The 25,319-nt window shown below is 45.2% G+C and carries 20 protein-coding genes; 12 read left to right on the top strand and 8 right to left on the bottom strand.

Annotated elements, in window-relative coordinates:
- Window positions 1-37: 37 nt before the first annotated feature.
- Complete coding sequence (locus H595_RS0121105) at window positions 38-1,264, bottom strand: pepsin-like aspartic protease (RefSeq protein ID WP_027672899.1); 1,227 nt, start codon at window positions 1,262-1,264, stop codon at window positions 38-40.
- A gap of 135 nt (window positions 1,265-1,399) precedes the next feature.
- On the opposite strand from H595_RS0121105, the gene H595_RS0121110 reads away from it, so the two are divergent.
- The 3 genes from H595_RS0121110 to H595_RS0121120 all read left to right on the top strand — a co-directional run bounded on the left by H595_RS0121110 (window position 1,400) and on the right by H595_RS0121120 (window position 6,255).
- Window positions 1,400-2,530, top strand: coding sequence for a pyridoxal-phosphate-dependent aminotransferase family protein (locus H595_RS0121110; protein WP_027672900.1), 1,131 nt, complete (start codon window positions 1,400-1,402; stop codon window positions 2,528-2,530).
- Between the two features lie 30 nt (window positions 2,531-2,560).
- A complete protein-coding gene (locus H595_RS0121115) occupies window positions 2,561-5,902 on the top strand; it encodes a S41 family peptidase (RefSeq protein WP_240474966.1) in 3,342 nt (1,113 codons plus the stop codon).
- Between the two features lie 104 nt (window positions 5,903-6,006).
- Window positions 6,007-6,255, top strand: coding sequence for a TIGR02647 family protein (locus H595_RS0121120; protein WP_027672902.1), 249 nt, complete (start codon window positions 6,007-6,009; stop codon window positions 6,253-6,255).
- Here H595_RS0121120 and H595_RS0121125 read toward each other — a convergent pair.
- From H595_RS0121125 to H595_RS0121140, 4 genes are all read right to left on the bottom strand, one after another.
- Complete coding sequence (locus H595_RS0121125; protein WP_051220048.1) at window positions 6,220-8,163, bottom strand: transglutaminase TgpA family protein; 1,944 nt, start codon at window positions 8,161-8,163, stop codon at window positions 6,220-6,222. The genes H595_RS0121120 and H595_RS0121125 overlap by 36 nt on opposite strands.
- The gene (locus tag H595_RS0121130; RefSeq protein WP_027672904.1) at window positions 8,157-9,107 is read right to left on the bottom strand and encodes a DUF58 domain-containing protein; all 951 of its coding nucleotides are present in this window, start codon (window positions 9,105-9,107) and stop codon (window positions 8,157-8,159) included. The genes H595_RS0121125 and H595_RS0121130 overlap by 7 nt, the downstream gene beginning before the upstream one ends.
- Entirely contained in the window at window positions 9,095-10,003 is a 909-nt protein-coding gene (locus H595_RS0121135; RefSeq protein ID WP_027672905.1) for an AAA family ATPase, read from the bottom strand. Before H595_RS0121135 ends, H595_RS0121130 begins: the two co-directional genes overlap by 13 nt.
- 128 nt (window positions 10,004-10,131) lie before the next feature.
- The gene (locus tag H595_RS0121140) at window positions 10,132-12,609 is read right to left on the bottom strand and encodes a S8 family serine peptidase (RefSeq protein WP_027672906.1); all 2,478 of its coding nucleotides are present in this window, start codon (window positions 12,607-12,609) and stop codon (window positions 10,132-10,134) included.
- Window positions 12,610-12,893: 284 nt separating this feature from the next.
- Between H595_RS0121140 and H595_RS0121145 the strand changes: the two genes are divergently transcribed.
- Genes H595_RS0121145 through H595_RS0121165 form a run of 5 tightly spaced genes read left to right on the top strand, consistent with a single transcriptional unit; the run spans window position 12,894 to window position 16,424 of the window.
- Complete coding sequence (locus H595_RS0121145) at window positions 12,894-13,295, top strand: minor curlin subunit CsgB, nucleation component of curlin monomers (protein ID WP_027672907.1); 402 nt, start codon at window positions 12,894-12,896, stop codon at window positions 13,293-13,295.
- A 21-nt stretch (window positions 13,296-13,316) separates the two neighbouring features.
- Window positions 13,317-14,795, top strand: a complete 1,479-nt coding sequence (locus H595_RS0121150; RefSeq protein ID WP_027672908.1) for a hypothetical protein — start codon at window positions 13,317-13,319, stop codon at window positions 14,793-14,795.
- Between the two features lie 44 nt (window positions 14,796-14,839).
- Window positions 14,840-15,226, top strand: coding sequence for a curli production assembly/transport protein CsgE (locus tag H595_RS0121155; protein WP_027672909.1), 387 nt, complete (start codon window positions 14,840-14,842; stop codon window positions 15,224-15,226).
- Window positions 15,227-15,240: 14 nt separating this feature from the next.
- A complete protein-coding gene (locus tag H595_RS0121160) occupies window positions 15,241-15,627 on the top strand; it encodes a curli assembly protein CsgF (RefSeq protein WP_027672910.1) in 387 nt (128 codons plus the stop codon).
- A 2-nt stretch (window positions 15,628-15,629) separates the two neighbouring features.
- Window positions 15,630-16,424, top strand: a complete 795-nt coding sequence (locus H595_RS0121165) for a CsgG/HfaB family protein (protein ID WP_027672911.1) — start codon at window positions 15,630-15,632, stop codon at window positions 16,422-16,424.
- Here H595_RS0121165 and H595_RS0121170 read toward each other — a convergent pair.
- Window positions 16,391-17,068: a response regulator transcription factor gene (locus H595_RS0121170; protein WP_027672912.1), complete on the bottom strand. Its 678-nt coding sequence runs from the start codon at window positions 17,066-17,068 to the stop codon at window positions 16,391-16,393. The two genes, H595_RS0121165 and H595_RS0121170, sit on opposite strands and share 34 nt — an antisense overlap.
- Before the next feature lie 127 nt (window positions 17,069-17,195).
- Here H595_RS0121170 and H595_RS0121175 point away from each other — a divergent pair, with 127 nt between their 5' ends.
- From H595_RS0121175 to H595_RS0121185, 3 genes are all read left to right on the top strand, one after another.
- Window positions 17,196-17,669 (top strand): low molecular weight protein-tyrosine-phosphatase, encoded by a 474-nt coding sequence (locus H595_RS0121175; protein WP_027672913.1) that lies wholly within the window; start codon window positions 17,196-17,198, stop codon window positions 17,667-17,669.
- Window positions 17,670-17,807: 138 nt separating this feature from the next.
- Window positions 17,808-19,157, top strand: a complete 1,350-nt coding sequence (locus tag H595_RS0121180; protein ID WP_027672914.1) for a class II 3-deoxy-7-phosphoheptulonate synthase — start codon at window positions 17,808-17,810, stop codon at window positions 19,155-19,157.
- Window positions 19,158-19,180: 23 nt separating this feature from the next.
- Complete coding sequence (locus H595_RS0121185) at window positions 19,181-20,248, top strand: 2-dehydropantoate 2-reductase (RefSeq protein WP_027672915.1); 1,068 nt, start codon at window positions 19,181-19,183, stop codon at window positions 20,246-20,248.
- Here the strand turns inward: H595_RS0121185 and ppsR are convergent.
- Window positions 20,245-21,054, bottom strand: coding sequence for a posphoenolpyruvate synthetase regulatory kinase/phosphorylase PpsR (gene ppsR, locus H595_RS0121190; protein ID WP_027672916.1), 810 nt, complete (start codon window positions 21,052-21,054; stop codon window positions 20,245-20,247). The genes H595_RS0121185 and ppsR overlap by 4 nt on opposite strands.
- Before the next feature lie 135 nt (window positions 21,055-21,189).
- Between ppsR and ppsA the strand changes: the two genes are divergently transcribed.
- A complete protein-coding gene (ppsA, locus tag H595_RS0121195; protein WP_027672917.1) occupies window positions 21,190-23,565 on the top strand; it encodes a phosphoenolpyruvate synthase in 2,376 nt (791 codons plus the stop codon).
- 33 nt (window positions 23,566-23,598) lie between these two features.
- On the opposite strand, the gene H595_RS0121200 is transcribed toward ppsA, so the two are convergent.
- Complete coding sequence (locus tag H595_RS0121200; protein WP_027672918.1) at window positions 23,599-25,068, bottom strand: protein adenylyltransferase SelO; 1,470 nt, start codon at window positions 25,066-25,068, stop codon at window positions 23,599-23,601.
- Between the last annotated feature and the right edge of the window lie 251 nt (window positions 25,069-25,319).

Genomic DNA, 25,319 nt, shown 5'->3' on the forward strand with positions numbered 1-25,319 from the left:
ATTATAACCACTGTGCATTGTTGGATAGCAAATAAAGTTAGCGGCAGGCCAGTGCGCAACGAATCAAACCTGTGTTATGGCTTTGTCGGTCAAAAACAGTGTAATAATTACAAAGCAATGGTAGGCCGATAATATGCTGACTGCTAAAATGCTTTAACTGTGGAATTATTTTAAAGCTACTTAAACCATAAACAGGGGCATTACATTGCCAATAATCGCAAGGTGGACATGTAAGCTTTATCGATTCACCATTCACCCCTAGGAAGTAAAAATGTAGGTCTGGCCATTGTGTCGTATCAACCCATTGATTGCTAATACCTTGCTCCACACCGTTAAATGCAGGGATTTTTGATAATACCGACACCAGTGCGGGGTTAAACGTTGAAATATCATCTGTGATTTTCTGATACACATCTATTGGTAACAATATACCCGCGGCACCCGTATCGAAAAAGCCATTTGACTCGTCATTACCTTTACCCAAAGAACATGAAATCAATGGCTGCTCATCAACTTGAACTGCTGTTAATAGTACGTTGTAGTAAACGTCATGCAAAACCTTGACATCAAAAAATGGTGCTTGATAAAGATCGTCTTGTTCCGGGCCACCACCAAGAATGAACCAGCCTTGGTTTAGCGGATCAGATTGCGTAGCCAACACACCATTTTCATTGCAATGAACTGATGAACGCCGACAATAGAACGAGAATAAATCAGCAGTCAGTCCTTGTTGTGTAATATTTGAAAACCATGGCGTTAAATCTTTTTTGGGGTAATCAGCCAGTAAGCTTTGAATTTTGCTCAGCTCTGAACAACCGCTATATTTAAATGGCCAAGGTAGGCTACTTGTTAACTGAGGGTGTTGTTGCTGCAAATACAAACTGATATCTGTTGCTTGATTCAACTTTTTATACGCTAAACCTAAAATGCCATCGGCTTTCGCAAAAGGCATATTACCTGCGTCTGCGACAGCGAAATAGTTGTGCGACAAGTTCAGGTTAATGTTGCCGTGCAACTGCACTGACGTTTTCGCAACAGCACCAGCCCAACCACCGATACCATATATCACTTCCTGTACCAAGCTGGTAGTGGTTAAATCGCTGTCGTGATACGGATTATAGTTATTGCTGTGCAGCGCTAAGGTGCTACTACCAGTATCTAGCAATAATTGCAGTGGTACGGCCTCACTGCCAACATGCACAGTGACGGTGTAATCGCCTTTCGCATACACATTTGTTATTTTCAACCGTAATATTGGCAACATAATTCAGTTCCGTTTTCGGCATGCAGTCTGATAACCAAACTGTATTTGTCTGTTGAATAACCATTATTAGTACAGAAATATCCAGTTGACACCTGTAATTTGCTAAGGTGTGCTGCACTTATACAAGGAGATCATATGCTAAATCCACCTGTTGTCTCTGCATTTTCACCGCCGCGACGAATATTAATGGGGCCTGGGCCATCTGATGTGTATCCACAGGTACTTGCAGCTCAGTCCAGGCCAACAATCGGGCATTTAGATCCACTGTTTATTGGCATGATGGATGAACTGAAATCGCTTTTGCAATATGCCTTTCAAACTAAAAATGACATGACTTTAGCCGTGTCTGCACCCGGCAGTGCTGGTATGGAAACGTGTTTTGTAAATTTATTGGAGCCGGGTGATACCGTTATCGTCTGTCGCAACGGCGTGTTTGGCGATCGAATGCGGCAAAATGTTGAACGCTGTGGTGCTGAAGCCATAGTGGTTGACAATGCATGGGGCGAGCCGGTAGATCCGCATGCTGTAGAGGCGGCATTGGTTGCCAACCCCAAAGCGAAGTACCTGGCATTTGTGCATGCAGAAACGTCAACCGGTGCGCTATCTGACGCTAAAACATTATGCGCATTAGCACGAAAGTTTGGTTGTTTATCCATTGTTGATGCCGTTACTTCTTTGGGCGGTGTTGAACTTAAAGTAGATGAGTGGGGCATTGATGCTATCTATTCTGGTAGCCAGAAATGCTTATCCTGTGTCCCGGGTTTATCACCGGTGTCATTCTCACCTGCAGCGGTAGAAAAAATTAAACAACGTAAAACAGTTGTTCAAAGCTGGTTTTTAGATCAAAGCCTGGTGATGAATTACTGGAGCGGCGGTGCAAAACGCAGTTATCACCATACTGCACCTGTGAATACGCTTTATGCACTGCATGAGTCGTTAAGATTATTGTCGCAAGAAGGATTGGAGAATGCCTGGCAGCGCCATCGCGATATGCACAAGATATTAAAACAAGAGCTGCAAAGACTTGGGCTAGAGTTTGTGGTTGCTGAAGAGTCACGTTTGCCGCAGTTAAATACCGTATATATTCCTAAAGGTGTTGATGATGCGGCTATTCGCAAACAATTGTTAGTACAATATAACCTGGAAATTGGCGCTGGCCTTGGCGAGTTTGCCGGAAAAGCATGGCGTATTGGTTTAATGGGTTACGCGGCGCGGCGGGAAAATATTGTCTTGTGTATTAAAGCCTTAGAAAACGTACTAGCTTAACAGCCTAAACAGGAGATTGGCCGTTTTTGTTTGGCGAGAGTTGCTGCTTCTGCTAAGTTGTGGCGACAAATAACCGACAATAACGAGGCTATGATGAAACTGCGTTATTCTATGCTTACCACCGCCTTAGTGGGCATGCTTTCTTTACCTTTGCAAGCCGTTCAGGGCTATTATCGCTCTGCGGTATTGCAGCAGGATAATCTGGTATTTACCGCTGAAGGCGATCTATGGTTGAGCTCGCTAAACAGTGAGCCGGCTCGACGAATTACCTCTCATCTGGCGGAAGAAACTCAGCCGTTATTGTCTCCCGATGGAAAAAATCTGGCTTTTGTTGCTAACTATGAAGGAGCCAGTGAAATTTATACGATGCCACTTTCAGGTGGTGTTGCTAAGCGGGTTACATTTGAAAATAGTCGTATACGCATTCAACAGTGGCTTGCAGACGGGCGCATTTTATATGCCACCGACAGTGCGGCAGGCCCTTCAAATTACTGGCTGCTTAAGCTGGTCAGTCCCGACAATCTTAATACCGAAACGTTGCCCTTGGCTGATGCGTCAGCAGGCTACATCGATAAGCAACACGGCATGCTGTATTTTAGCCGCTTTGGTCTGCAACTAACCGGCGATAACACCCAAGTATATCGAGGCGGTGCCATGGGGGAGCTATGGCGCTGGAAACTTAACAGTAAAGACGAAGCGAGCCAACTGAGCAAAGCCCATAAAGGCAGTATTAGTCAGCCCGTGTATTATGAAAATCGGCTGTATTTTGTTAGCGACGCTGACGGTAAAAGCAATATTTGGTCGACCGATACAGATGGCAACGAGCTTACACAGCTAACGCAGCATAAAGACTGGCGTATTGGCAGAATAAGTGTGTCGGCTGGCAAAGTTGTATACCAACTAGGCGCCGATTTGCAGGTGTTACACATCAGCAATAAAAGCACGGCGACATTACCGCTGCAGCTAACATCTGATCTAGTGCAGCAACGAGAGCGATTGGTTGAAAAGCCGTTACAGTTCTTTAATTCGGCGTATTTTCATGCGCAACAAAGCAGTAGCAATAAAGCTGTTGTTACAGCCCGGGGCCAGATAGCACTAACAATGACCGGTAAACAACGACTGGTGCAAATTGATACGCCAGCCAATAGCCGCTCTCGTGAAGCCATACTGTCTAAAGATGGTAAATGGGTGTATGCCATTAATGATCAAACCGGTGAGCAGGAAATTTGGCAATTTGCTGCTGATGGTAGCAATAAGGCTAAACAATTAACCAAAGATGGGCGTGTTCATCGTTGGCAGTTACGTTTATCCCCAGACGGTGAGTACCTTGCCCATGATGATAAAAACGGCGATTTGTGGTTACTGCAGTTAAGTACAGGTAAAAATACCAAGATATACACCGGCGGTATTGGGCTGTCAGAATATGAAGATATTACCTGGTCTGCTGACAGTAAATTGCTGGCATTCACCTTCAACGGTGCATTAAATGAACGCCCGCGTGTTGCTTTGTATAATCTGGACGATAAGCAAAGCGCACTGATAACATCTGACAAGTATCCGTCATTTTCACCAGCATTTAGCCCTGATGGCCTGTGGTTGTATTTCGCATCTGATAGACAGTTTACTGCAACGCCGGGGCATCCTTGGGGTGACAGAAACCTGGGCCCAATGTTTGACCGGCGCACTCAGCTGTTTGCGGTTAGCCTGAAACAACAAGCTTGCTTTGCTTTTAGACCAGAACAAGAGCTGGAACAGTGTGATGACAGCATAGCAAGCGCAAACCGCAGTGATAAAAAGGGCAGTTTAGTTGACTGGCAAGCACTTAACACGCGTTTGTGGCAAGTGCCGGTTCCGGCAGGCAATTATGCAAAGTTAGTGGTAAATGACAAACGAATATACCTGTTGCAACGCGACAGTGCGCCAGGCAGCAAGAGTGCGTTAGGTCATATAGAGTTCAGCCGCACTGGAGCAAAAGTAGAACAGGTTGTCAGTGACATTGTGGATCACCAGCTGTCTGCAGATGGCAAGACGTTATTCATCCGTAAATCTGGTAACAATGGGGCCGGAGCAATGTATGTTGTCGAGGCTGGTGATAAGTTACCTTCTGATCTGGGTAAGCATAAATTAAACATTGATAGCTGGCAGTTAAAAATTAATCCGGTTGATGAATGGCAGCAAATGTTTGCCGATGCCTGGCGTTTGCACCGCGATTTTCTGTTTGATAAAGGCATGCGTGGTTTAGACTGGGCTGCCACTAAACAAAAATATCAACCATTGTTGGCTCGGGTGACAGACAGATTTGAATTAGACGACATTCTGGCGCAAATGATGGGGGAGTTAAATGCGCTGCATTCTCAAGTTCGCGGCGGAGATTATCGCGACGATAATTTAGCGGGGAAAGCCGCTAGTTTGGGGGCTGAATTTGATGTTATCGCAGGGCATATTATTATTCGTCATATTTATCGGACAGATCCAGAGTTACCTGAACAGGCATCACCGCTGGCTCAACCAGGCGTTGATGTGCAAATAAACGATAAATTGATAGCAATAAACGGACAGAAAGTAAACGACTTAGCGCAGTTAACTCAGGCACTTAGTAATCAAGCAGGGAAGCAAGTACTGCTTACCTTAGAGCGAGCAAAGCAACAAATTAATACCGTGGTTGAGCCCATAACAACCGGTCGTGACAGCTTGATGCGTTATCAGGATTGGGTAACTGCAAATCAACATGCCGTTGAGCAAGCAAGTAATGAGCGGTTTGGTTACTTACACCTCTACGCGATGGGGGCTGGTGACATTGCTAACTTTGCCCGGGAATTTTACGCTCAATATGACAAAGAAGGCTTAATTATTGATGTAAGACGCAACCGTGGTGGCAATATTGATAGTTGGATCATCGAAAAATTGCTACGTCGCAGTTGGGCGTTTTGGCAACCCACTCAAGGAAAGCCCTACACTAATATGCAACAAACGTTTCGTGGTCATTTAGTGGTACTGACCGACCAACTTACGTATTCCGACGGTGAAACTTTTTCTGCTGGCGTAAAAGCGCTGGGCCTGGGGCCATTAATTGGTAAGCGTACGGCAGGAGCTGGCGTTTGGTTATCTGGGCGCAATAGATTGTCGGATAACGGTATGGCGCGTGTTGCTGAGACTGCACAATTTGCTGCCGATGGGCGTTGGATCATCGAAGGATATGGTGTTGTGCCGGATACTGAAGTAGATAACTTACCGTACGCTCGATTTAACGGACATGATGCACAGCTTGATGCCGCTTTGGCATATCTGCAGCAAAGATTGCAACAACAACCCATATTGGAGTTGGATGCACAGTCAGTTAAGTTGCCGCAAGCGGCAGATATTAAACCCTAACACTACAGCCCGGACAAAACCTGCCGGGCTTTTTTTTATTAGTGCTTTGCATTTGGGCCAATGCCAGCTATGTTGAGTACAACAATCAGAGCAGGAAGTTTAATATGCCAATATCACCAATACTAAACGCAGAAATTCGTGTGCTTACTTTGTTTAACCTTGATAGTGCGATGGAGGGGATAAAAGTTCATCAAACTGCAGACGCTGACACCTTGGACGCCATTAAACGTTTGTACGAAAAAGGTTTGGTGACACAGGCTGATGGTGGCTACCTTACCGATCTTGGCATTCATTGTGCCGAACATTTACAAACCGCTCTACGTATTCTTAATACTTCGGCGCAGGATCTTTAGGCGTTTACTATTGCACTTAAGTTGTTTCTGCAACGACTTAAGTGCATGTGTATCGTTATTAAAAACGGCTTGCTCATAGCTAAGCGTCAGCAGGATTAACCAATCACGTTGTGTTGGATGTTGGGCTGACAATTGACGCAAGAAAGCTGACATTGACTGGTTAGCCGCTTTAGATTGCAATAACTTGCCTAATTGACGTTGTATCAACAACGTTGCTGCGTGCGTGCTGTTTAGCGGTCGATTTCGCCACCAGGAAAAAACAAAACCGGCAAAGATCAATGCTAAGAGCGTTGTGAACGTTATCGCAATAAGGGTGATATGCTGGCGTAAATTGCGCCAAATCGCCTGCTGGTTGTTATCATTAAATCCCAATACCCACACAGACCAGTAGTAGTCCAGGTGCATTAACTGCAGACGCAGGTTTTGCAGCAATTCCAGCTCTAGCCAACCCGACATCAGCATTTGCTGTTGTTCTAAAGTTAAGGCTGATTCCAGACTATCAAGGATCCGTTCAGGTGCGACGGCGGCAGTGGGATCATATAAATGCCACTGATCTTCATACAAATATTCTACCCAGGCATGTGCTTCGCGCTGGCGCACGGCTAAATAACCTTGTTGGGGATGCCAGACACCGCCCTGATAGCCACCAACGACGCGTGCAGGAACGCCTGCTGCACGCAATATAAGTGCGGTTGCAGACGCGTAGTGACTACAAAATCCAGTACGGGTATCAAACAAAAACTCATCGATACTATTACTGCCAAGCATAGGTGGTGTAAGGCTGTAATAATAATCTTGTTGATTAAAATGTGCTGAGATTGCCTGTACCAGAGCGGCAGGCGTACTATGCTGTTTAGCCAACTGGCGGGCAAAGTTCAGTGTTTCAGCATTGCCCTCGGCTACATCAAGGTTAATGTCGCGTTCATTATCCGTTGCCAGAGCAATCAATGTATTCGCACCAGTTACCTGATAACTTATGCGTTGACTAACAGGTTTATTGCTTTTTATTAAGCCGCCGGAGCCAATATATACGTCGTTATTGACTTTAGAGGGCAGTGCTAGCGCAAACAAATTGTACTGCCGACTGGCTTCCGCGATAATACGATACTGCATATTATCGGTGGTACCCGTTGCAGTAATATTCGGCATTCTGTTTCTATTTTTACGCACTGCGTTGACTTGCCAACGGCGGCCATCAAAATCTTCATACAAGTATGACCGCCAGTAAAGTTGATCCTGACTTGGTGGTGCACCGTCAAATTCGGCTCTAAAGGCTAAGCTGTCATCCCGTACCAGTTGTTCAATACTTCCGGGATCCAATGTGTCACTTAGGCCAGAGCTGGCAATTTTAGCATTAGGTATTTGCCAAAATGGCGGTACGCGTGGAAACAGTAAAAACATACCAAGCCATAAAGGTAATATAATTAGCAAACTGCGCCCGGTTTGATGCCATTGCACCTTAACGGCAGATGGCGCGAATAAATAAAAGTGACTGTATAAATTTACTGTAAAGGCAAAGAATATAATCAACGCAACGAGCATGTCTTGGTGCATAACAAAACAGCTTCCAATCAAAAAATAGTGCACCCATACCAGTTGCCGCGCATCATAGCTGTGTTTAAGTGCGAGCAAACGGCAAATCGCTGCAAGCAGGAGTATTTGCAGCATAAAATTCAAAACGCCTGATTGTCGCAGGTTAAACATCAGAGCTATCGCAATGACAGCAGCTATCAGATTGACCAGTTTCAGCCCGATTGCTGGTCTGCCGCTAAGATGGGTAATTAACTTGTAGACCAGCATTGAGGCAAATAGCGCCATCATCCAAACAGCAAACGCTTGTTGCAACAGCAGTAAAATACCCAACTGCAACACTGCCCAAATGGTAACTAGCCTGGCAGGAATTAGCATAACGCCAACTCCTGCAAGCAACGTTGTAAATGTGTCGAACCAGAGGACTGTGGTAATGTCTGGTGGGGTAACTGCAAGCCGTACCGTTTACCCGTCTGTTCTAGCGTCAGCAATTGTTGGCAGGCTTGGCGCAAGGCACGTTCGAGAGCTTCACCTGTCAATGCCGGGACTACAACCCAGTTTGGTGCCGCCTGTGGTGAGGTAAGTTGCTGACGCACTACTGGATTAAAAGGATCGCGCGCCAATCGCTTCCAGACCATATGTCGAATGCTGTCTCCCGGGCGATAAGGCGTCAATGTATCACCGCTTTGAACCGTCGATTGGGGTTTGTCATCAATATCAACGTCGTTATCTTTTGTGATTTGTGCCATTGGTGTTGGGTACACCCAATATATTTGATCCAGTGCAATGTAACTCCAGGCGCGCCATAGACCAAATGGATACTGACTACTGATTTTTATCCGTGGCAAAGCGAATCTACCACGCTCTTTGCCGGTAAAACTGAAGCGTACACTACGCTCAAGTTGTGGCATGGTAATTAGTTGACTGTGTTGGACCAAACTAAACTGCAACATCATATGTTGTTTAGCCGAAGAAGTTAGGATCTCAGGTTCAATATCACTATTAACAAAGCCTTCTGCAGGTTTAGCTGTAGATAGTGTAAGGCCGCTCATATTCAAATAACACATTGTGATACTGAGTAAAAAAACACTAAGTAGTAAGTAGCACAATAATAAAATTAAATTATTTTGATAATTTGTGCCCAATAAATACATCAGAATAATGAGTAGAAAAAACCACCAGCCGTAGCGGGTTGGCAGAATAAAGATTAACTTTTGCACCAAGGTAACGGTACTGCCAGCAGGTTGCCGTTTATCTAAATAATTACTTACGAACTGCCAGTATCGTTGATACAACCGCTGCTTAAAATTTAGATTGAACATGGTGTCGCTTTCAGAATCAAGGTGCTTAAACGGCTTTCCTGCGCCGAAGAGGTCGGATCTAAACGGTGTTCTGCAACATATGGGAATACTTGTTGTACATCGTCAGCATTGACATAGTCACGGTTGTTAATTAATGCAAAGGCTTTAGCCGCACGTAATATGGCTTTTGATGCCCGCGGCGATAGTGGCAGCATATCATTGCGCTGACGACTCGCTTCTACCAGGGATAACAAGTAGTCAATTAAACTATCCGATGCATTAATTTGCGGTACTTGTTGCTGCAAGGTGCGTAACTGATCTAAATCTAACTTTTCAGTTAACAACTCTAGCCGCGAGTTACTGCTGTCACGCTGCAATAATAAATGTTCAGCTTTACGATCAGGAAAACCCAGTGATAAACGAAACATAAAGCGGTCCAGCTGCGATTCAGGCAGGGCAGATGTACCAGCGTGAAACAACGGGTTCTGCGTTGCAATAACAAAAAACGGTTTCGGTAATGCCCGGGTTTCGCCATCGATTGAGACTTGTTTTTCTTCCATTGCTTCAAGTAACGCGCTTTGCGTTTTGGGGCTGGCGCGATTAATTTCATCAGCAAGCAGTACTTGACTAAATACCGGGCCTGCCTGAAAACGAAATTGTTGTGAGCGGCTGTCGTAGATATTCATACCGACTAAATCACCTGGCAGTAAGTCACTGGTAAACTGAACCCGACGATAGCTCAAGCCTAAACTGTCAGCCAACGCATGTGCCAGAGTCGTTTTACCCATACCCGGTAGGTCTTCAAGCAATAAATGGCCTTCAGCTAACAGGCAGCATAACGCCAACCGGATCTGATGTGGTTTGCCCAGTATGACCTGATTTAGGTTACGTTCAACGTTATGTAACTGAGTTAACATGTCTAATCCTTACTACTTCGGGATGGTTTATCAGTAAAGCAGGGAGCTATAGTACCTTGCAGACTTAGAACTGCAACCCAAAAAAAAGCGGCCAAAGCCGCTTTAACCTTACGTACTAGTACAATACGTTAAAAATTAACAACCAGATCGCCAGAGCAGCTGTCTGTTCCCGCTACGCAAATTTTATACGTAGTGGTAGCGGCTTGCGAGTTGAATCGATCACGATATCTCCCGTTAGCATCTGTGGTAGTTATTAGTGCAGCGTCACGATAAATGTCAACGGTTTCTGCCGTTCCTGTCCAACGTAAATCTACAATGGATGAACCGGTTCTGGTGCGCACTGAACGATGTAAAGTAAGGTCAATGCTAACGTCAGACTCTGTCACGCTAATCATTTTCATACTGCTATCGGTAAGGCCGGTGCTGTCAGTAACCATCAGACTAACCTGATAGGTACCTGGGGCTGCATAGCTATGTTGTGGGCTTACACTTGTTGACACATTGCCATCGCCAAACTCCCAACTCCAGCTGCTGATATCATTATTAACATCGGTAGATAGATCGCTAAAGCTAACGTTAAGACCGCTAGTTACAAAACTAAAATCTGCCTCAGGGGCAACAGGATTTGGCCCGGTGTCACCATCAGGTAGCGCTGTCAGTACCAGGTTCCAGTTATTAAGCGTACCCGTATCGGCACCGGCATTATCAGAGACAAACAATGTCCAGTCGCCTTGCATTGTCTCACCGTCGAAGCTATCAATTTGCCAGCTTTGTACTAAATCATCTGCACTGCCGCCAGTACGATTATGTAATATATGGTCAGTCCCTTGTGGTGAACGTAATGTTACCAATAGATCACCTTGCCACGTATGCGTAATGTTAACGCCAACATTTGTACCAAATACTGTACCTTCTTGCGCAACATTAATGACACTACTAATACCTGTAGGATCATTGTCTGGGATTGCGACTGGGGTATCGTTGTTGTAAGGGTAGTCTTGCAAACCTTGTGGCTGCACATTTAAACCTGCATTAACCGATTTAACCAGTTCACCTGTTGCGATATCAGTACCGGTTACAGTGAACTGATAACTACCCCAAGCCGTGCTGGCTGATGTAACCACATCCAATGTTAGCGCTTGTCCTGGTTGTGCTGTTGTTGCAGATAAACTAACACCGCTAAGCGCTGGTGTAACGTCAACACTGAGTGCAACATCGCCCATCCAGTCTGCAACATTGCCGATATTGAGCGTATACTGTGCTGCATCGCCAGCAGTAATTTGTTGATTACGTGGTGACAATGACAATTTAAACGACGGCGTTGGATCGGCTTCTACCATCGCATTGGCTAAATTTAGCCGTTTACCTGAGACCGTTTTACCTTCTAAAGCAACCAGGCTGTCACCTGATTCCATCAAAATGGTTTTCATTTCATCTGCCGTTAGATCCGGATTAACCGACCAGAGAAGTGCTGCTGCGCCTGCAACATGGGGTGACGCCATCGATGTACCAGAATAGGTTGCATAGCCATTGCCTGGTACAGTAGATAAAATATCAGAGCCAGGCGCGCCTAAATCAACAGAAGTTACACCGTAATTTGAAAAGCCAGACATGTTGTCGTTTCGATCTGTTGATGCTACAGACACGATAACGTCAAGATCATAGGCGGCAGGGTACATAGGAGCAGAGTCCGCATTGCCCCCAGCATTTCCCGATGCTGCGATAAATAAGATGCCAGCTTCACCGCCGGATTCAATAGCGGCCCGCAGTGTTTCAGAGAAGCCGCCGCCGCCCCATGAGTTATTTGTCGCTTTTATATCAACACCATAATTCAGCTTAAGATCAGTAAAGTAGTTGATGCATTCAATAGCTCCGGCTGTGCTACCGCCGTCTGGCCCCAGAAACTGACATGGCAACAGTGTAACATTCCAGTTAACGCCGCTTACTCCTACACCGTTGTTACCTGAACCGCCAATAGTGCCGGCAACGTGAGTACCATGGCTGTCACTATCCATCGGATTTTGCTCATCATTAAGTGTTGAATAGCCGTAGGTGCTACCGGGTAAGTTACCAGGGTTAACCCAGCGGTTATCAATTAAATCAGGATGATTGTAATCCATGCCGGTGTCGATAATACCAATAATGATGTCATGACTGCCGGTAGAGATATCCCAGGCATCAGCCGCTTTAATATCCGCACCTGCTGTACCACCACTTTGGCCAGTGTTATTCAAACCCCACAATTCATTGAACCTCGGATCATTCGGTATAGCCAGTGCATGTAACGGGTAATCCGGTTCAGCAACCTCAACAGCCGGATGTGCTGCTAGTGTTTTTATCAGCCTCGAACGGTCTGCTCCTTTAGGCACAGAGACTTTTACAATACGGCCATCAGCAATATAGCGCATTTTTACGTCGCGACCCTGAGCGTCTAGCTGACGTAAACTTGCACCGTTTTGTTTAATAAGCGCTTGTCGCTCTTGTTTTGATACGCCGTGTTTAAACATAACTAAAATTGAATCGTCCGTAGCAGTAGTGCCTGCCAGTGCTGAACCAGATAACAACGCTGCTGCGATAGCAAGTGTTAGAGTTTTTTTCTGCGTCATAATTACCCCAATTAATGTTTTGTTAAATATATGCCTTTTTTGTTAGCACAATAAGGGATAGCACGAATGTTAACTTTTGTTAAACAAATGATTGAAAATAACCCAAAAGTATTAAGTACAAAGGTGTAGTTTATGTTAATAGTAATGGTTAAGATAATGATTTTTTGAATATATAATAATTCATGCTAGTTAATTACGAATTGAAAAATAGTTATTTTGTCCTATTGCAGCTTTTTTACGGTGCTTTAGCCTAGGATTTGTTGCAACAACGTTAAGGTGTTTGAGTGATTAATAAAATAAAGATGTTACTAATGCTGGCAATGTTGGGCTTTGCCTCGCATGGCTATGCAGAGGTCTCAGTACAATTAACGTCGTTGCTTGAGCGGCATGCATTAGCCAATGGGGTTGACATAACTCAACTTGGCGATCTTAACGTTGCTGATGTTATGCAGTCAGGCCAAGGCCAGTATGCTGTGCTGTTACAACAAGGTGTATTAAACCAGATCGTAGTACAACAAACCGGGGTTGGGCACCATGCTGGCATAACCCAGTATGGTAATAACAACTCTGTTGAGGTTATTCAAAATGGGGCGAATAACCTTATTCAGGTTGAACAGTGGGGTGACCGACATTTTACTATTGAACAGTCAGGTGTCGGTGCCACAATTTCAGTTATTCAATACTAAAAATAAGCTAGGGAGCATTTTATGAATCGGAATTTTTCACGTAAACACATGCTTGGTTTGGCAATAGCATTAATTGTTAGTGCGCCGGTCTTAGCCGCAAATAATGAAGTGGTTATCAATCAGACATCAGCGCCAGCAACGGAAGGCAATATTGCAAACGTTAGCCAAGCCGGTGACATCAATGTACTTTCTTTAAATCAAAATGGTTCTGCTAACAGTAACGTTGTACAACAAGATGGTGTCTGGCTTGAATCATACAATAACGTTACGGGTAACAATAATCAGGTTGACACTACCCAACTTGCAGACTGGCACATTGCCTCATTAGACATTAACGGCAATGACAACAACGTAACGCTGTCACAAGATGGTTTCTTTAACGACGCCCAACTTACGCTAAATGGTGCAAATAACTCATCATTACTTATGCAGAATGGAGACCAGGACGAGGCGATAATTTCACTGGATGGTAATGGCAACAACACAGAAATTCAGCAGCTTGGAAACGCTAACTGGGTTAATGCGGGTTTTGTGGGTAACGATAACGAACTGCTAAGCCAACAGACCGGAGATAACAACGAAGCGGGGATGTTCAATCTTAGTGGCGAACGCAATACATTTGAATCTGAGCAAATGGGAAATGGGAACGTCGGGGGGGTTGTTGGTCTAACTGGCGACAGCAATAACTTCTTTGTGGCACAGGAAGGTAGTGCAAACGTTTTTATTGCGACAGACGTAGCGGGTAATGACAATTTGGTTGATGTTTTGCAAACAGGTAATGCCAACGAATTTACATTGCAACCCCTTGCCGGTGAGCAGAACCTGATATTGGTTGATCAGCGTGGAGATGGCAATGTTGTTGCAGCCCCGCTGGGGTTAAGTGGTAACGACAATCAGGTTGATGTGTGGCAAAGCGGAAATACAAACGCTGCAACGTTTGCTACTGAAGGTGACGCTCATAACATTGAAATTCAGCAGCGTGGAGATGGCAATAGTAGTGAAATGCTGTTGACAGGTTCCGGTAACGTTGGCGTGATTTATAGCCGTGGTAACAATAACGCTGGTGGTTTGGCGTTAGTCGGGGTTTCTAACAGCGGCAACCTGCAGCAAGTAGGTGACGATAACACCGCTGTCGTTGAAATTATTGGTGACGACAATAATGTCATGGTGCAACAGCGCGGCAATGAAAACAATTTATTTGTTAACAGCGAAATGGCAGTTACCGGAAGTACCGTTGATGTGGAACAGAACGGTGACATTAATTTGGTAGATTTACTGGTTGCGGGTAACGGTAATACATTAGATATACTGCAAAATGGTAATGGTAACTGGGTTGCCGGTGACGACGGGTATTTTGCACTGTCGGGCAATAACGGCAGCTTATCTGTAACACAGCAAGGTAGCGACAACCTTGTGCTGGGTGCACAGGGCGGTGATGGAAATATGATGTCGGTATCTCAAATTGGGGATTTTAATACCGCCATTGTTGTTCAGAACTAAGTTAAGCATAAAAGCGGCGCAAGCCGCTTTTATGCATTAATGCTATGAAATACTTCACTAAGGTCATATTTTCAGTACTGGTATTTACTTGCTCTTTTTCGTCTCAGGCAGATGACATTGAGCTTGGCGGAATGGTGCTCGATCGGTCTATATCTCGTTTTGGTAAAGACTTCACTTTTTATTACGCCGGTTACTGGCGGGATATGCCATCAACTGAGGGCGTTACCGTGGTTATCTATGAACAAGTTTACCCTCAATCAGGGACCTTACTTTGGGTCGAAATGAACCAAAAACGCATTTATCAAACCTATTTTGGTCGTCGTTATAACGACGTTAAACAAATGGCTGAACAAGCGGTGTTGTTAAGTATTAATGAATTGGCAAACATTCAAGCCAGTAAAATGCTTGGCGAAAGCGTCGACGACCAGTAGTAAAAGGAATAATAATGAAGGTGATATCACTGCTAGCCGCTGTATTAGCGTGCAATTATGTTAGTGCAACTGAAATAGTTTACACGCCGATTAATCCCAGTTTTGGCGGCAACCCGCTAAATGGTAATTTTTTACTGCAGAAGGCACAAAGTCAGAACGCTCATAAAGCTGAAACGGTGGGACTGTCTTTTATCGATAAGTTTCAGGATGCCTTAGAGCGTAACATCATTAACTCGCTAACACGTCGTATTGCTGATGGCGAGTTAGTGGAAGGCGTGTATAACACAGGTGAGTTTCTGGTTGAAGTGAATACCGGCACAGATGGCAGCGTTATTGTAAACATCACTAACCTTGAAACTGGCGAAGTCACCATCATTACCATTCCTGCGATAGGGGGCTAACGATGAGATTACATAACGTCGTTTGTTTTATCAGTGTCGCATTAGTGTTAAGTAGCTGTTCTTTATTACCAAAGCCAGACATTAATATTTCACCTGCTAGTATTAATCCACAAAGCGCTATTATGACTCAACTTCAGCAGCAAGGGCGTCCAAGAACTGCGATCCCGGTATCGGTGTATGCATTTCGTGATCAAACCGGACAATATAAGCCTCAAGCTAATGTCTCGAGTTTTTCAACTGCAGTAACTCAGGGCGCTACATCGGTGTTAACTCAAATTTTGCTTGAGTCTGGCTGGTTTGCGCCATTGGAACGTGAAGGGCTACAAAACCTTCTGACAGAGCGCAAAATTCACGGCTCAAACAAAAAATTGGCCGAGTTGCCACCGTTAAAAGAAGCGAGGTTGTTGTTTGAAGGCGGGATTATTAGCTATGAAACCAACCTGAGTACCGGCGGTATTGGTGCGGAGTATTTTGGCATCGGTGCGTCGGAATTGTACCGGGAAGATCAAGTAACTGTGTATTTACGCGTAATAGATGTGCATAGTGGTCAGGTACTATTATCTGTGTCAGCAAATAAAAAAGTGTTTTCTCAAGAGTTACGGGCAGGCTTGTTTCGCTACGTATCATTAAATAGGCTGGCAGAAGTGGAAGCCGGTTACTCAACCAACGAGCCTGTACAATATTGTGTGAAGCAAGCTATGGAATCTGCCGTAATTGAACTCATTGCACTAGGGCAAAAACGCAGTTTCTGGCGGGCAGAGGATCAGTTAAGCCTAAATGGGGCAGAAGGATCTTGACGAAACGGCTGTTGCACCCAGCGCAGCAGCTCTACCCGATTTCTGGCATGTGTTTTTCGAAATATAGACGACAAATGTGCTTTAACGGTATGTGCACTGATGTTCAAATTTAGCGCTATTTCCTTATTACGGGCACCTTCAGCGACTAACTGAATAATCCGCTTTTCTTGTTTTGTCAGTAGGCTGTTGTCCGGAAGACTAAGTGCATCTTGATTAGCGGTTACTTTTAAAGCCAAAAGCTGATCGACTAATTGAGACATAACAGAGCGGGCAAAATAGAGTTCGCCAAGCATCATGGTTCTAAGCCCGGTGAGCACGCGGTCTAGTTGCTCATCACGATAAATAACGCCTCTAAGTCCTGCGTGTAACGCTTGAAGCGGGTCTACTAACATTCTTTCAGTTTGAAACAAGAACACCGCTGATTTTTGCAACAGGTATTGTAGTTCGGCTGACATGCCTTTTTTGTTCCAGTCAATATTAGTATAAGGAAAAGCGATCAGGGTGCCTGGTTTAATGGTGCCACCATATAACAGTTCAACTTTTGATTTCTGTTCAACCAAAATACCAACTGATTGTGCCAGCAAGGTTAAACTATGCTGTGACTCTTGCTTGGTAAGTACGATAAGTTTCATAAACTTATCCATCAGATATACTCCTGCTAACTGCTAATATCGATAGTGCCTATACTGTACCGGGCATAATTTTAATGCAACCATTTAACGGTTTGTTTAAACCATGCTAGCATAATTGGCAATTAGACGTGGGGTTGGTATGACTGTTAAATTACTATTTGTTTGCCTGGGAAACATTTGTCGTTCACCTACGGCACATGCCGTAATGCAAAAAAAAATTACAGATCACAATATGCAGGTAGAAATAGAATCGGCAGGCACAAGCGCTTCGCATCGTGGTGCATCTCCTGACTCTAGAAGTCAGCGAGAAGGTGTTGCCGCTGGTTATGTATTTAGTGGCATTGTGTCAAGACCGGTACAGGATACCGATTTTGAATATTACGATGTAATACTTGCTATGGATAACGACAATTTGAAAGCCCTTAGAGCACGTTGCCCAGCTGAACTACAGCATAAAATCAAACTGTTTTTACAATATCATCCTGAATTTCCGGCCATCAGCGAGGTACCTGATCCTTATTATGGTGGCAGTAGAGGCTTTGCCTTGGTATTGAAATTAATTGAACAGGGCTGTGATGGTTTGTTACAACAATTAAAGCAACAGTCAGATTAAATGTCGCATACTTGGCTAAAACGTGTACAGAAATTCTTGCTGATAAGAAAATGTCATAGATTATGCTAAAGTCGGCATTGAATTTACGTCCAGAAGTCTATAACTTGCTGGCACTATATTAAACAAAGGAACATCATCGTGACCACCTGGACGCCTCAAAGCTGGCGCAACCTTCCGATCCAACAGCAACCAAGCTATCAGGACCGGGAATTGTTGCAACTTGTTGAACAGCAATTACATAAATACCCGCCTCTGGTTTTTGCTCAAGAAACGCGGGATTTGTTTAGTCAGCTTGGACAAGTTGCAGAAGGTCAGGGTTTTTTACTGCAAGGTGGTGATTGCGCCGAAAGCTTTAACGATTTTAATGCCCCTAAAATTCGCGACACGTTTAAAGTACTACTGCAAATGGCTGTCGTGTTGACGTTTGCTGGTGGTTTACCCGTGGTGAAAGTGGCGCGAATGGCTGGCCAATATGCCAAGCCCCGCTCCAGCGATATGGAAACCATTAATGGGGTGGAATTACCTAGCTATCGTGGTGATATCGTCAACAGCTTTGAGTTTACCGACGCGGCGCGTCAACCCGATCCAAACCGGTTAACCACGGCTTATCATCATTCTGCGGCTACACTGAATTTATTGCGCGCCTTTGCACAGGGCGGCTTAGCTGATTTGCATCAGGTCAGTAAATGGAATATGGGCTTTGTGGAATCCAACCCGCTGAAAGAGCGCTATCAAGATGTAGCACAGCGAATTCAGGAAGCACTACGTTTTATGGAAATTTGCGGTATTACCGGGCAAAACTCGCCGTCAATCCGTGAAACTCAACTTTATACCTCGCATGAAGCCTTGCTGCTCAATTATGAAGAAGCCCTTACCCGGCGTGATTCATTAACCGGCGATTGGTATGACTGCTCTGCACACATGGTGTGGATAGGAGAGCGTACGCGACAATTGGATCACGCACATATTGAGTTCTTCCGTGGTATTCATAATCCGGTGGGTGTGAAAATTGGTCCGGGCATGCAACCGGATGAGCTTATACGTTTAATAGATGCGTTAAACCCCAACAACGTAGCAGGCCGTTTAACACTTATTACGCGCATGGGCGCAGATAAGCTGGCAGACAAATTACCTGCTTTAGTGCGACGTGTACAACAAGAAGGGCGCAAAGTTGTATGGAGTTCTGATCCAATGCATGGCAATACGGTAAAAGCCAGTAACGATTATAAAACCCGTGATTTTGAAGCCATATTGCGTGAGATCCGTAATTTCTTTGCTGTTCACAAAGCCGAAGGCAGTCATGCTGGTGGAATTCATCTGGAGATGACCGGTGAACATGTTACCGAGTGCACGGGTGGCGCCTATGGTTTAAGTGAAAATGATTTAGGCAAACGTTACTTTACCCAGTGTGATCCACGTTTAAATGCTGATCAGGTACTGGAATTAGCCTTCTTAATTGCCGATACTTTGCGCACAGCGCGTAAATAATCACGCGCTCACAAGGAGCGCCGGTGCAATCAGGTCAACAGCAAGATAATCATCGTGGCCAGCAAGCAACTGCTGGCCAACGTTATTGTGTTGGCGTCGTTGGTGCTGGCAGTATAGGTTGTTTTTTAGGTGCCTATTTATGTCAGGACAGCGCTCTGGACGTAAAATTTTTTGGCAGAGAAGCCATGGCTTTGGAACTAGCCGCCCATGGTTTGCGCGCCTCATCTTATCGTCAGCACCATTACTTTGCTCAGCCGGTCGCATTTTACAGTTCACTCAGCAGCTTAATTGAATGTGATCTGGTGTTATTAACGGTAAAAGCGAATGCGTTAGTGCCAATGCTGCTAGAGTTAAAACGCTATTTGCGGCCTGAGATACCCGTCGTTGCCATGCAAAACGGTATTGGTATTGCTGAAATGCTATCGCAAGACTTAGCCAATCCTATATTACGCGCCATAATTCCGTTTAATATTATTAAACCCAAAGCTGGCCATTTTCAGCAGGCAACTGCTGGCAACATTATCTGGCAACAGAACACGCATAAGTTGGTTAATTATGTCATTGCTGTATTTAACCGATTAAAATTGTCAGTAGACGTGTGTCTCGATATCACTGCTGCCGAGTATGGCAAGCTGCTGTTGAATTTAAATAACGCCTTAAATGCGATAACTGATATACCGCTGAAACAACAATTGCTAGACCGTGACAGCCGATTAATTTTAGCCCTTGCAATGCAGGAGTGGTTGGCCATTTGTGCGCAGGCTGGCGTAAAGCCATTGCGTTACACTTTGCTACCCAATACCTTGCTGCCGTGGTTACTTCACATGCCTACATCTATTTTTAAGCGTATTGCTCACGTATTATTAGCTATAGATCCCGCAGCGCGATCGTCTATGTGGGATGATATACAAGCAAAAAAACGGACTGAAATTATGTTTCTAAACGGGGCAGTAATGCGGCTTGGGCAGCACTATCATCTGCCCACACCGGCAAATAGTGTGCTGGTAGATTACATAAAACAGTTAGAAATGGGCACATTTCATTCGCAAAGTACGCAGACTTTGTTGAAAAAAATACGTCAACACGCCTAATATTTTCGACGTTTCAGCCCCGTTTTAGCGATAATTTTCGCTGATATTTCTTCTATAGAAAGATGGGTAGAGTTTAAAAACGGAATTTGCTCACGGGTATATAATTTCTCAACTTCGTTGAGTTCAAGTTGGCATTGGCGCATTGATGCATAACGACTGTTTGCCCGCCGCTGTTCACGGATTTGGCTTAAACGCTCTGGTGTAATGGTAAGTCCAAATAGCTTAGTTTTATTGCGCTGCAAAACATCGGGCAGGTGTAATTGTTCCATATCTTCTTCAACAAACGGATAGTTTGCGGCTTTAATGCCATACTGCAAAGCTAAATACAGGCTAGTTGGGGTTTTACCTGAGCGGCTAACACCCACCAGGATGATATCGGCTTGATCATAGTTTTTTAGATTAGAACCGTCATCATTCGCCAAAGCAAAGTTTACAGCATCGATACGAAAGTCATAGGTTTGTTCGTGAATACTGTGCGTGCGGTGGGTTTTTGGCACGGGTGCTACGCCAAGCTCGCGTTGAAGTGGTTCTACAAAGGCATTAAGAAAGTCATAGCAGACGCCGTCACTGCTATTAATAATTTGTCTGAGATTGTCATCAACAAAGGTCTGAAAAATTAAAGGGCGTTCCCCCGTGGTTTTATAACGATCGTTTATGCGTTGCTTCACTTGCTCTGCCATTTCATTGGTTTCAACAAATGGTATGGTTACATGCTCAAATTGTGCTGGAAAAAGAGTAAGTAAGGCATGACCGAACACCTCAGCGGTAATAGCGGTTCCATCAGAAATATAAAAGGCTGCTCGCACAGTTGCTCCGTTTTGTTGTTATAAAATTACATTTAAAATTAAGGTTTTAATTCATGCTGACGCCAGTGTAAAATTGTTTTGCTATGTAATGCTAGCTGTAAGCTTACACGCCTCACAACAAAATGGAGACGAACTGTGCAAGAATTTGTGATTTGGTACGAAAATCTGGGGATGCATGATGTAGACCGTGTAGGCGGTAAGAATGCGTCATTGGGTGAGATGATCAGTAATCTGGCGAATGCCGGTGTACAGGTACCAGGAGGCTTTGCGACTACAGCCTATGCCTTTAACCAATTTCTTGAGCAAAGTGGTGTTAACGAGCGAATTTATCAGCTGTTAGACGGACTGGATGTCGATGACGTTACTGCCCTGGCAAAGGCGGGTAAGCAAATTCGCCAGTGGGTTATCGACACCCCGTTTCAGCCGGAATTAGAACAAGCTATTCGTAACGCTTATCAGCAATTACATCCCGACACCTCGCACGATGTGTCTTTTGCCGTGCGTTCTTCGGCTACTGCTGAGGATATGCCCGACGCCTCTTTTGCCGGACAGCAAGAAACATTTTTAAATGTTCGCGGTTATGATGCCGTGATTGTTGCCATTAAGCATGTTTTTGCCTCGTTGTTTAATGACCGTGCCATTTCATACCGGGTACATCAGGGGTATGACCATAGAGGTGTCGCATTATCTGCCGGCGTGCAGAAAATGGTGCGCTCCGATTTAGCGTCGTCTGGCGTAATGTTCAGTATTGATACTGAATCAGGCTTTGAAGAGGTGGTATTTATTACATCATCTTATGGCTTAGGTGAGATGGTCGTGCAAGGTGCTGTTAACCCAGACGAATTCTATGTGCACAAACCAACACTGGCTGCAGGCCGCCCGGCGGTGGTAAAACGAAATTTAGGCAGCAAAAAAGTAGAGATGGTGTACTCCAGCGAACAGGGCCATGGTAAGCAAGTAAAAATTGTAGATATTGACACTGCGCGCAGCCACAAGTTTTCGTTAACCGACGCCGAAGTAGAAGAACTGGCAAAACAAGCCGTTATAATTGCACAGCACTATGGCCGCGCCATGGATATTGAATGGGCCAAAGACGGTAACGACGGCAAACTTTATATTGTGCAGGCGCGGCCGGAAACCGTTAAAAGCCGCGAAGACAGCAACAGCATGGAGCGTTTCCAATTACAGGGCAGTGCGCCGGTGTTAGTGGAAGGCCGGGCAATTGGCCAGCGTATTGGTAGTGGTACGGCAAAAGTGCTTAGAGGCATTGAGCAAATGGACCAAATACAGCCGGGTGATGTTCTGGTTACTGACATGACTGATCCCGACTGGGAACCCATTATGAAACGGGCTTCAGCCATTGTGACTAATCGCGGTGGTCGAACTTGTCATGCGGCCATTATTGCCCGTGAGTTGGGTATTCCTGCCGTGGTAGGCTGTGGTGATGCCACCAGTAAAATTATAACAGGTCAGCAGGTAACCGTATCTTGTGCTGAGGGCGATACCGGCTTTATTTACGATGGCAAGTTAGACTACAAAATAGTTAGCAGCCGTGTTGATAAAATGCCCAAGCTTGACTTAAAAATTATGATGAACGTAGGCAACCCAGAGCGGGCGTTTTCATTCGCTAAATTGCCGCATGCCGGCATAGGTCTGGCCCGACTTGAATTTATTATTAACCGTATGATTGGCGTGCATCCTAAAGCGCTAATAAACTTTGATGCGCAAACACCGGAACTTAAAGCCACCATTAGTGAAATGATTGCCGGTTATGAAAACCCAGTCGAGTTTTACATTGCAAAGTTAACAGAGGGTATTGCAACGCTAGCCTGTGCCTTTGCACCGCAAAAAGTCATTGTGCGTATGTCAGATTTTAAATCAAATGAATACGCGAACTTAGTGGGTGGACGTCAGTACGAACCGCACGAAGAAAACCCGATGATTGGCTTTCGTGGCGCGTCTCGTTATATCTCTAAAGACTTCCGCGACTGCTTTGCGCTTGAAGTTGAGGCGCTAAAACGGGTTCGAAACGTTATGGGCTTTACTAACGTTGAAGTGATGATCCCGTTTGTTCGCACGCTTGGCGAAGCAAGTAGCGTAATTGATTTGTTGGCTGAGCATGGCTTAAAGCGCGGTGAAAATGGTTTGCGCGTTATTATGATGTGTGAGTTACCGTCCAATGCATTATTGGCAGAAGAGTTTCTTGAATACTTTGATGGTTTCTCAATCGGCTCAAACGATTTAACGCAGTTAACGCTAGGTTTAGACCGTGATAGCGGCCTTATTGCACATCTGTTTGATGAGCGTAACCCCGCCATTTACAAATTGTTAGAGATGGCCATTAAAACCTGTAAAGCCAAAGGTAAGTATATTGGTATTTGCGGGCAGGGGCCTTCAGATCATGAAGACTTCGCGGCGTGGTTAATGCAACAGGGGATTGATAGCGTTTCGCTAAACCCAGATACGGTACTGGAAACCTGGCTATATCTGGCCGAGAAATACGGTAAGTAAATGTAAAGCCCCGCAAATCGCGGGGCTTTTTTATCAGGTGCCGCAAAACGTGTTGCTGATACACTGCTCGGGCATTGGTGGCTGTGCCAAATCGGCATTTTCGCCACTGAGTGTGAAAGGCGTTTGCAGAGCCTTGTGCAGCCTGTTAAACAATGATAAATCACCTTCAGTGTTGGCCAGCTCAATCGCTTTGGCTATCTGATGATTACGCGGGATAAGCGCCGGGTTAGTGGCATCCATCTGTTGTTGCACCTCATTTAGCGCTAAACCTTGCGTAGCCAGTCTCGTCTGCCAGTGGTTAGCCCACTGCTGCCAGTTGCTGCTGTCGGCAAACAGCTGTGCAGCACCCTGCGTTGTATTGGCCACTGACAGGCTTAACAGGCGAAATGTCTGGCTAAAGTCTGTGCTGTTGGCGCTCATCAGATTAAGTAAGTCTCTGATCAGCACTTCGTCGTCTTTTGTTGCTGACTTAAGGCCAATTTTTTCGCCCATCAGCTGTAAAAACGCTGCTTCGTTTTCGGCATTAAACTGCAGCAGTGCGGCTGTGGCGAGTTCTATCGCCTGTTCTGGCTCAGCGCTTAATAGTGGTAGCAAGGTTTCAGCAAAGCGGGTCAGGTTCCAGCTCGCCATTTTCGGCTGATTGCCCCAGGCATAACGGCCTTGTCTGTCGATATAGCTGTAAACTTGCGCCGGATTAAACGCATCCATAAAAGCGCAGGGACCATAATCGATGGTTTCACCGGCAATACTCATATTGTCAGTATTCATGACGCCATGAATAAAGCCGATGCTCATCCATTTGGCAATGAGCTGTGCCTGCGCAGTGATTACGCTGGTTAATAACGTCAGGTAAGGATTTTCTGCCGCAGCACTTTCAGGATAATGCCGTTTTATAACGTAGTCTGCGAACGTTTTAAGCTGAGCAATATCCCCTTTTGCCGCAATAAACTGAAAACTGCCAATTCGAATATGGCTTTTCGCGATGCGGGTAATAATGGCGCCAGGCTCTGCTGTATCGCGCTGTAACCAATCACCGGTAAGCACTGCTGCCAGTGCTCTGGTTGTTGGCACTCCAAGCGCATACATTGCTTCACTGACTAGGTATTCCCGCAGTACCGGACCGAGCGGGGCGCGGCCATCGCCGCCACGCGAATACGGTGTGCGTCCAGCCCCTTTTAACTGTATGTCGTAACGCTGTTCATCGATGGCAATCACTTCAGCAAGCAATAACGCCCGGCCATCGCCAAGCTGCGGTACAAAGTGGCCAAATTGATGTCCGGCATACGCATGTGCAACTGGGTTTGCCCAGTCTGCAACCACATTTCCACTAAATACGGCTAAACCTTCATCACTTCGCCAGTACTGTTCCGGTAAACGTAATTGCGTTGCCAGTTCAACGTTGAACGCCAGCCACTGCGGCGCGGCCACTGGGGTTGGTAAGCAAGCTGTTGAAAACGGTTGACCAAGTTCGGCCAGGCTATGCTGTACAGAAAAGTGCTTCATATTTTAGTGCCACAATTGAACGTATTACGCGGTAGTGTACAGACAGGGGATTTTAGATACAAAAAAACCAGCAAAAAGCTGGCTTAGATGTTGGTTGCGGGAGTCCTGATGTTTGTGACGAGTGAACCGACGAGCTTTGAGGTATTGAATTTCAGACACAAAAAAACCGACTTTATTAGTCGGCTTAGTTGGTTGCGGGAGCCCTGATGTTTGTGAAGAGTGAACCGACGACCTTCGGGGCATTGAATTTA

The organism is Rheinheimera baltica DSM 14885, from assembly GCF_000425345.1.
In the GTDB taxonomy this organism is placed as follows: Bacteria; Pseudomonadota; Gammaproteobacteria; order Enterobacterales; family Alteromonadaceae; genus Alishewanella; species Alishewanella baltica.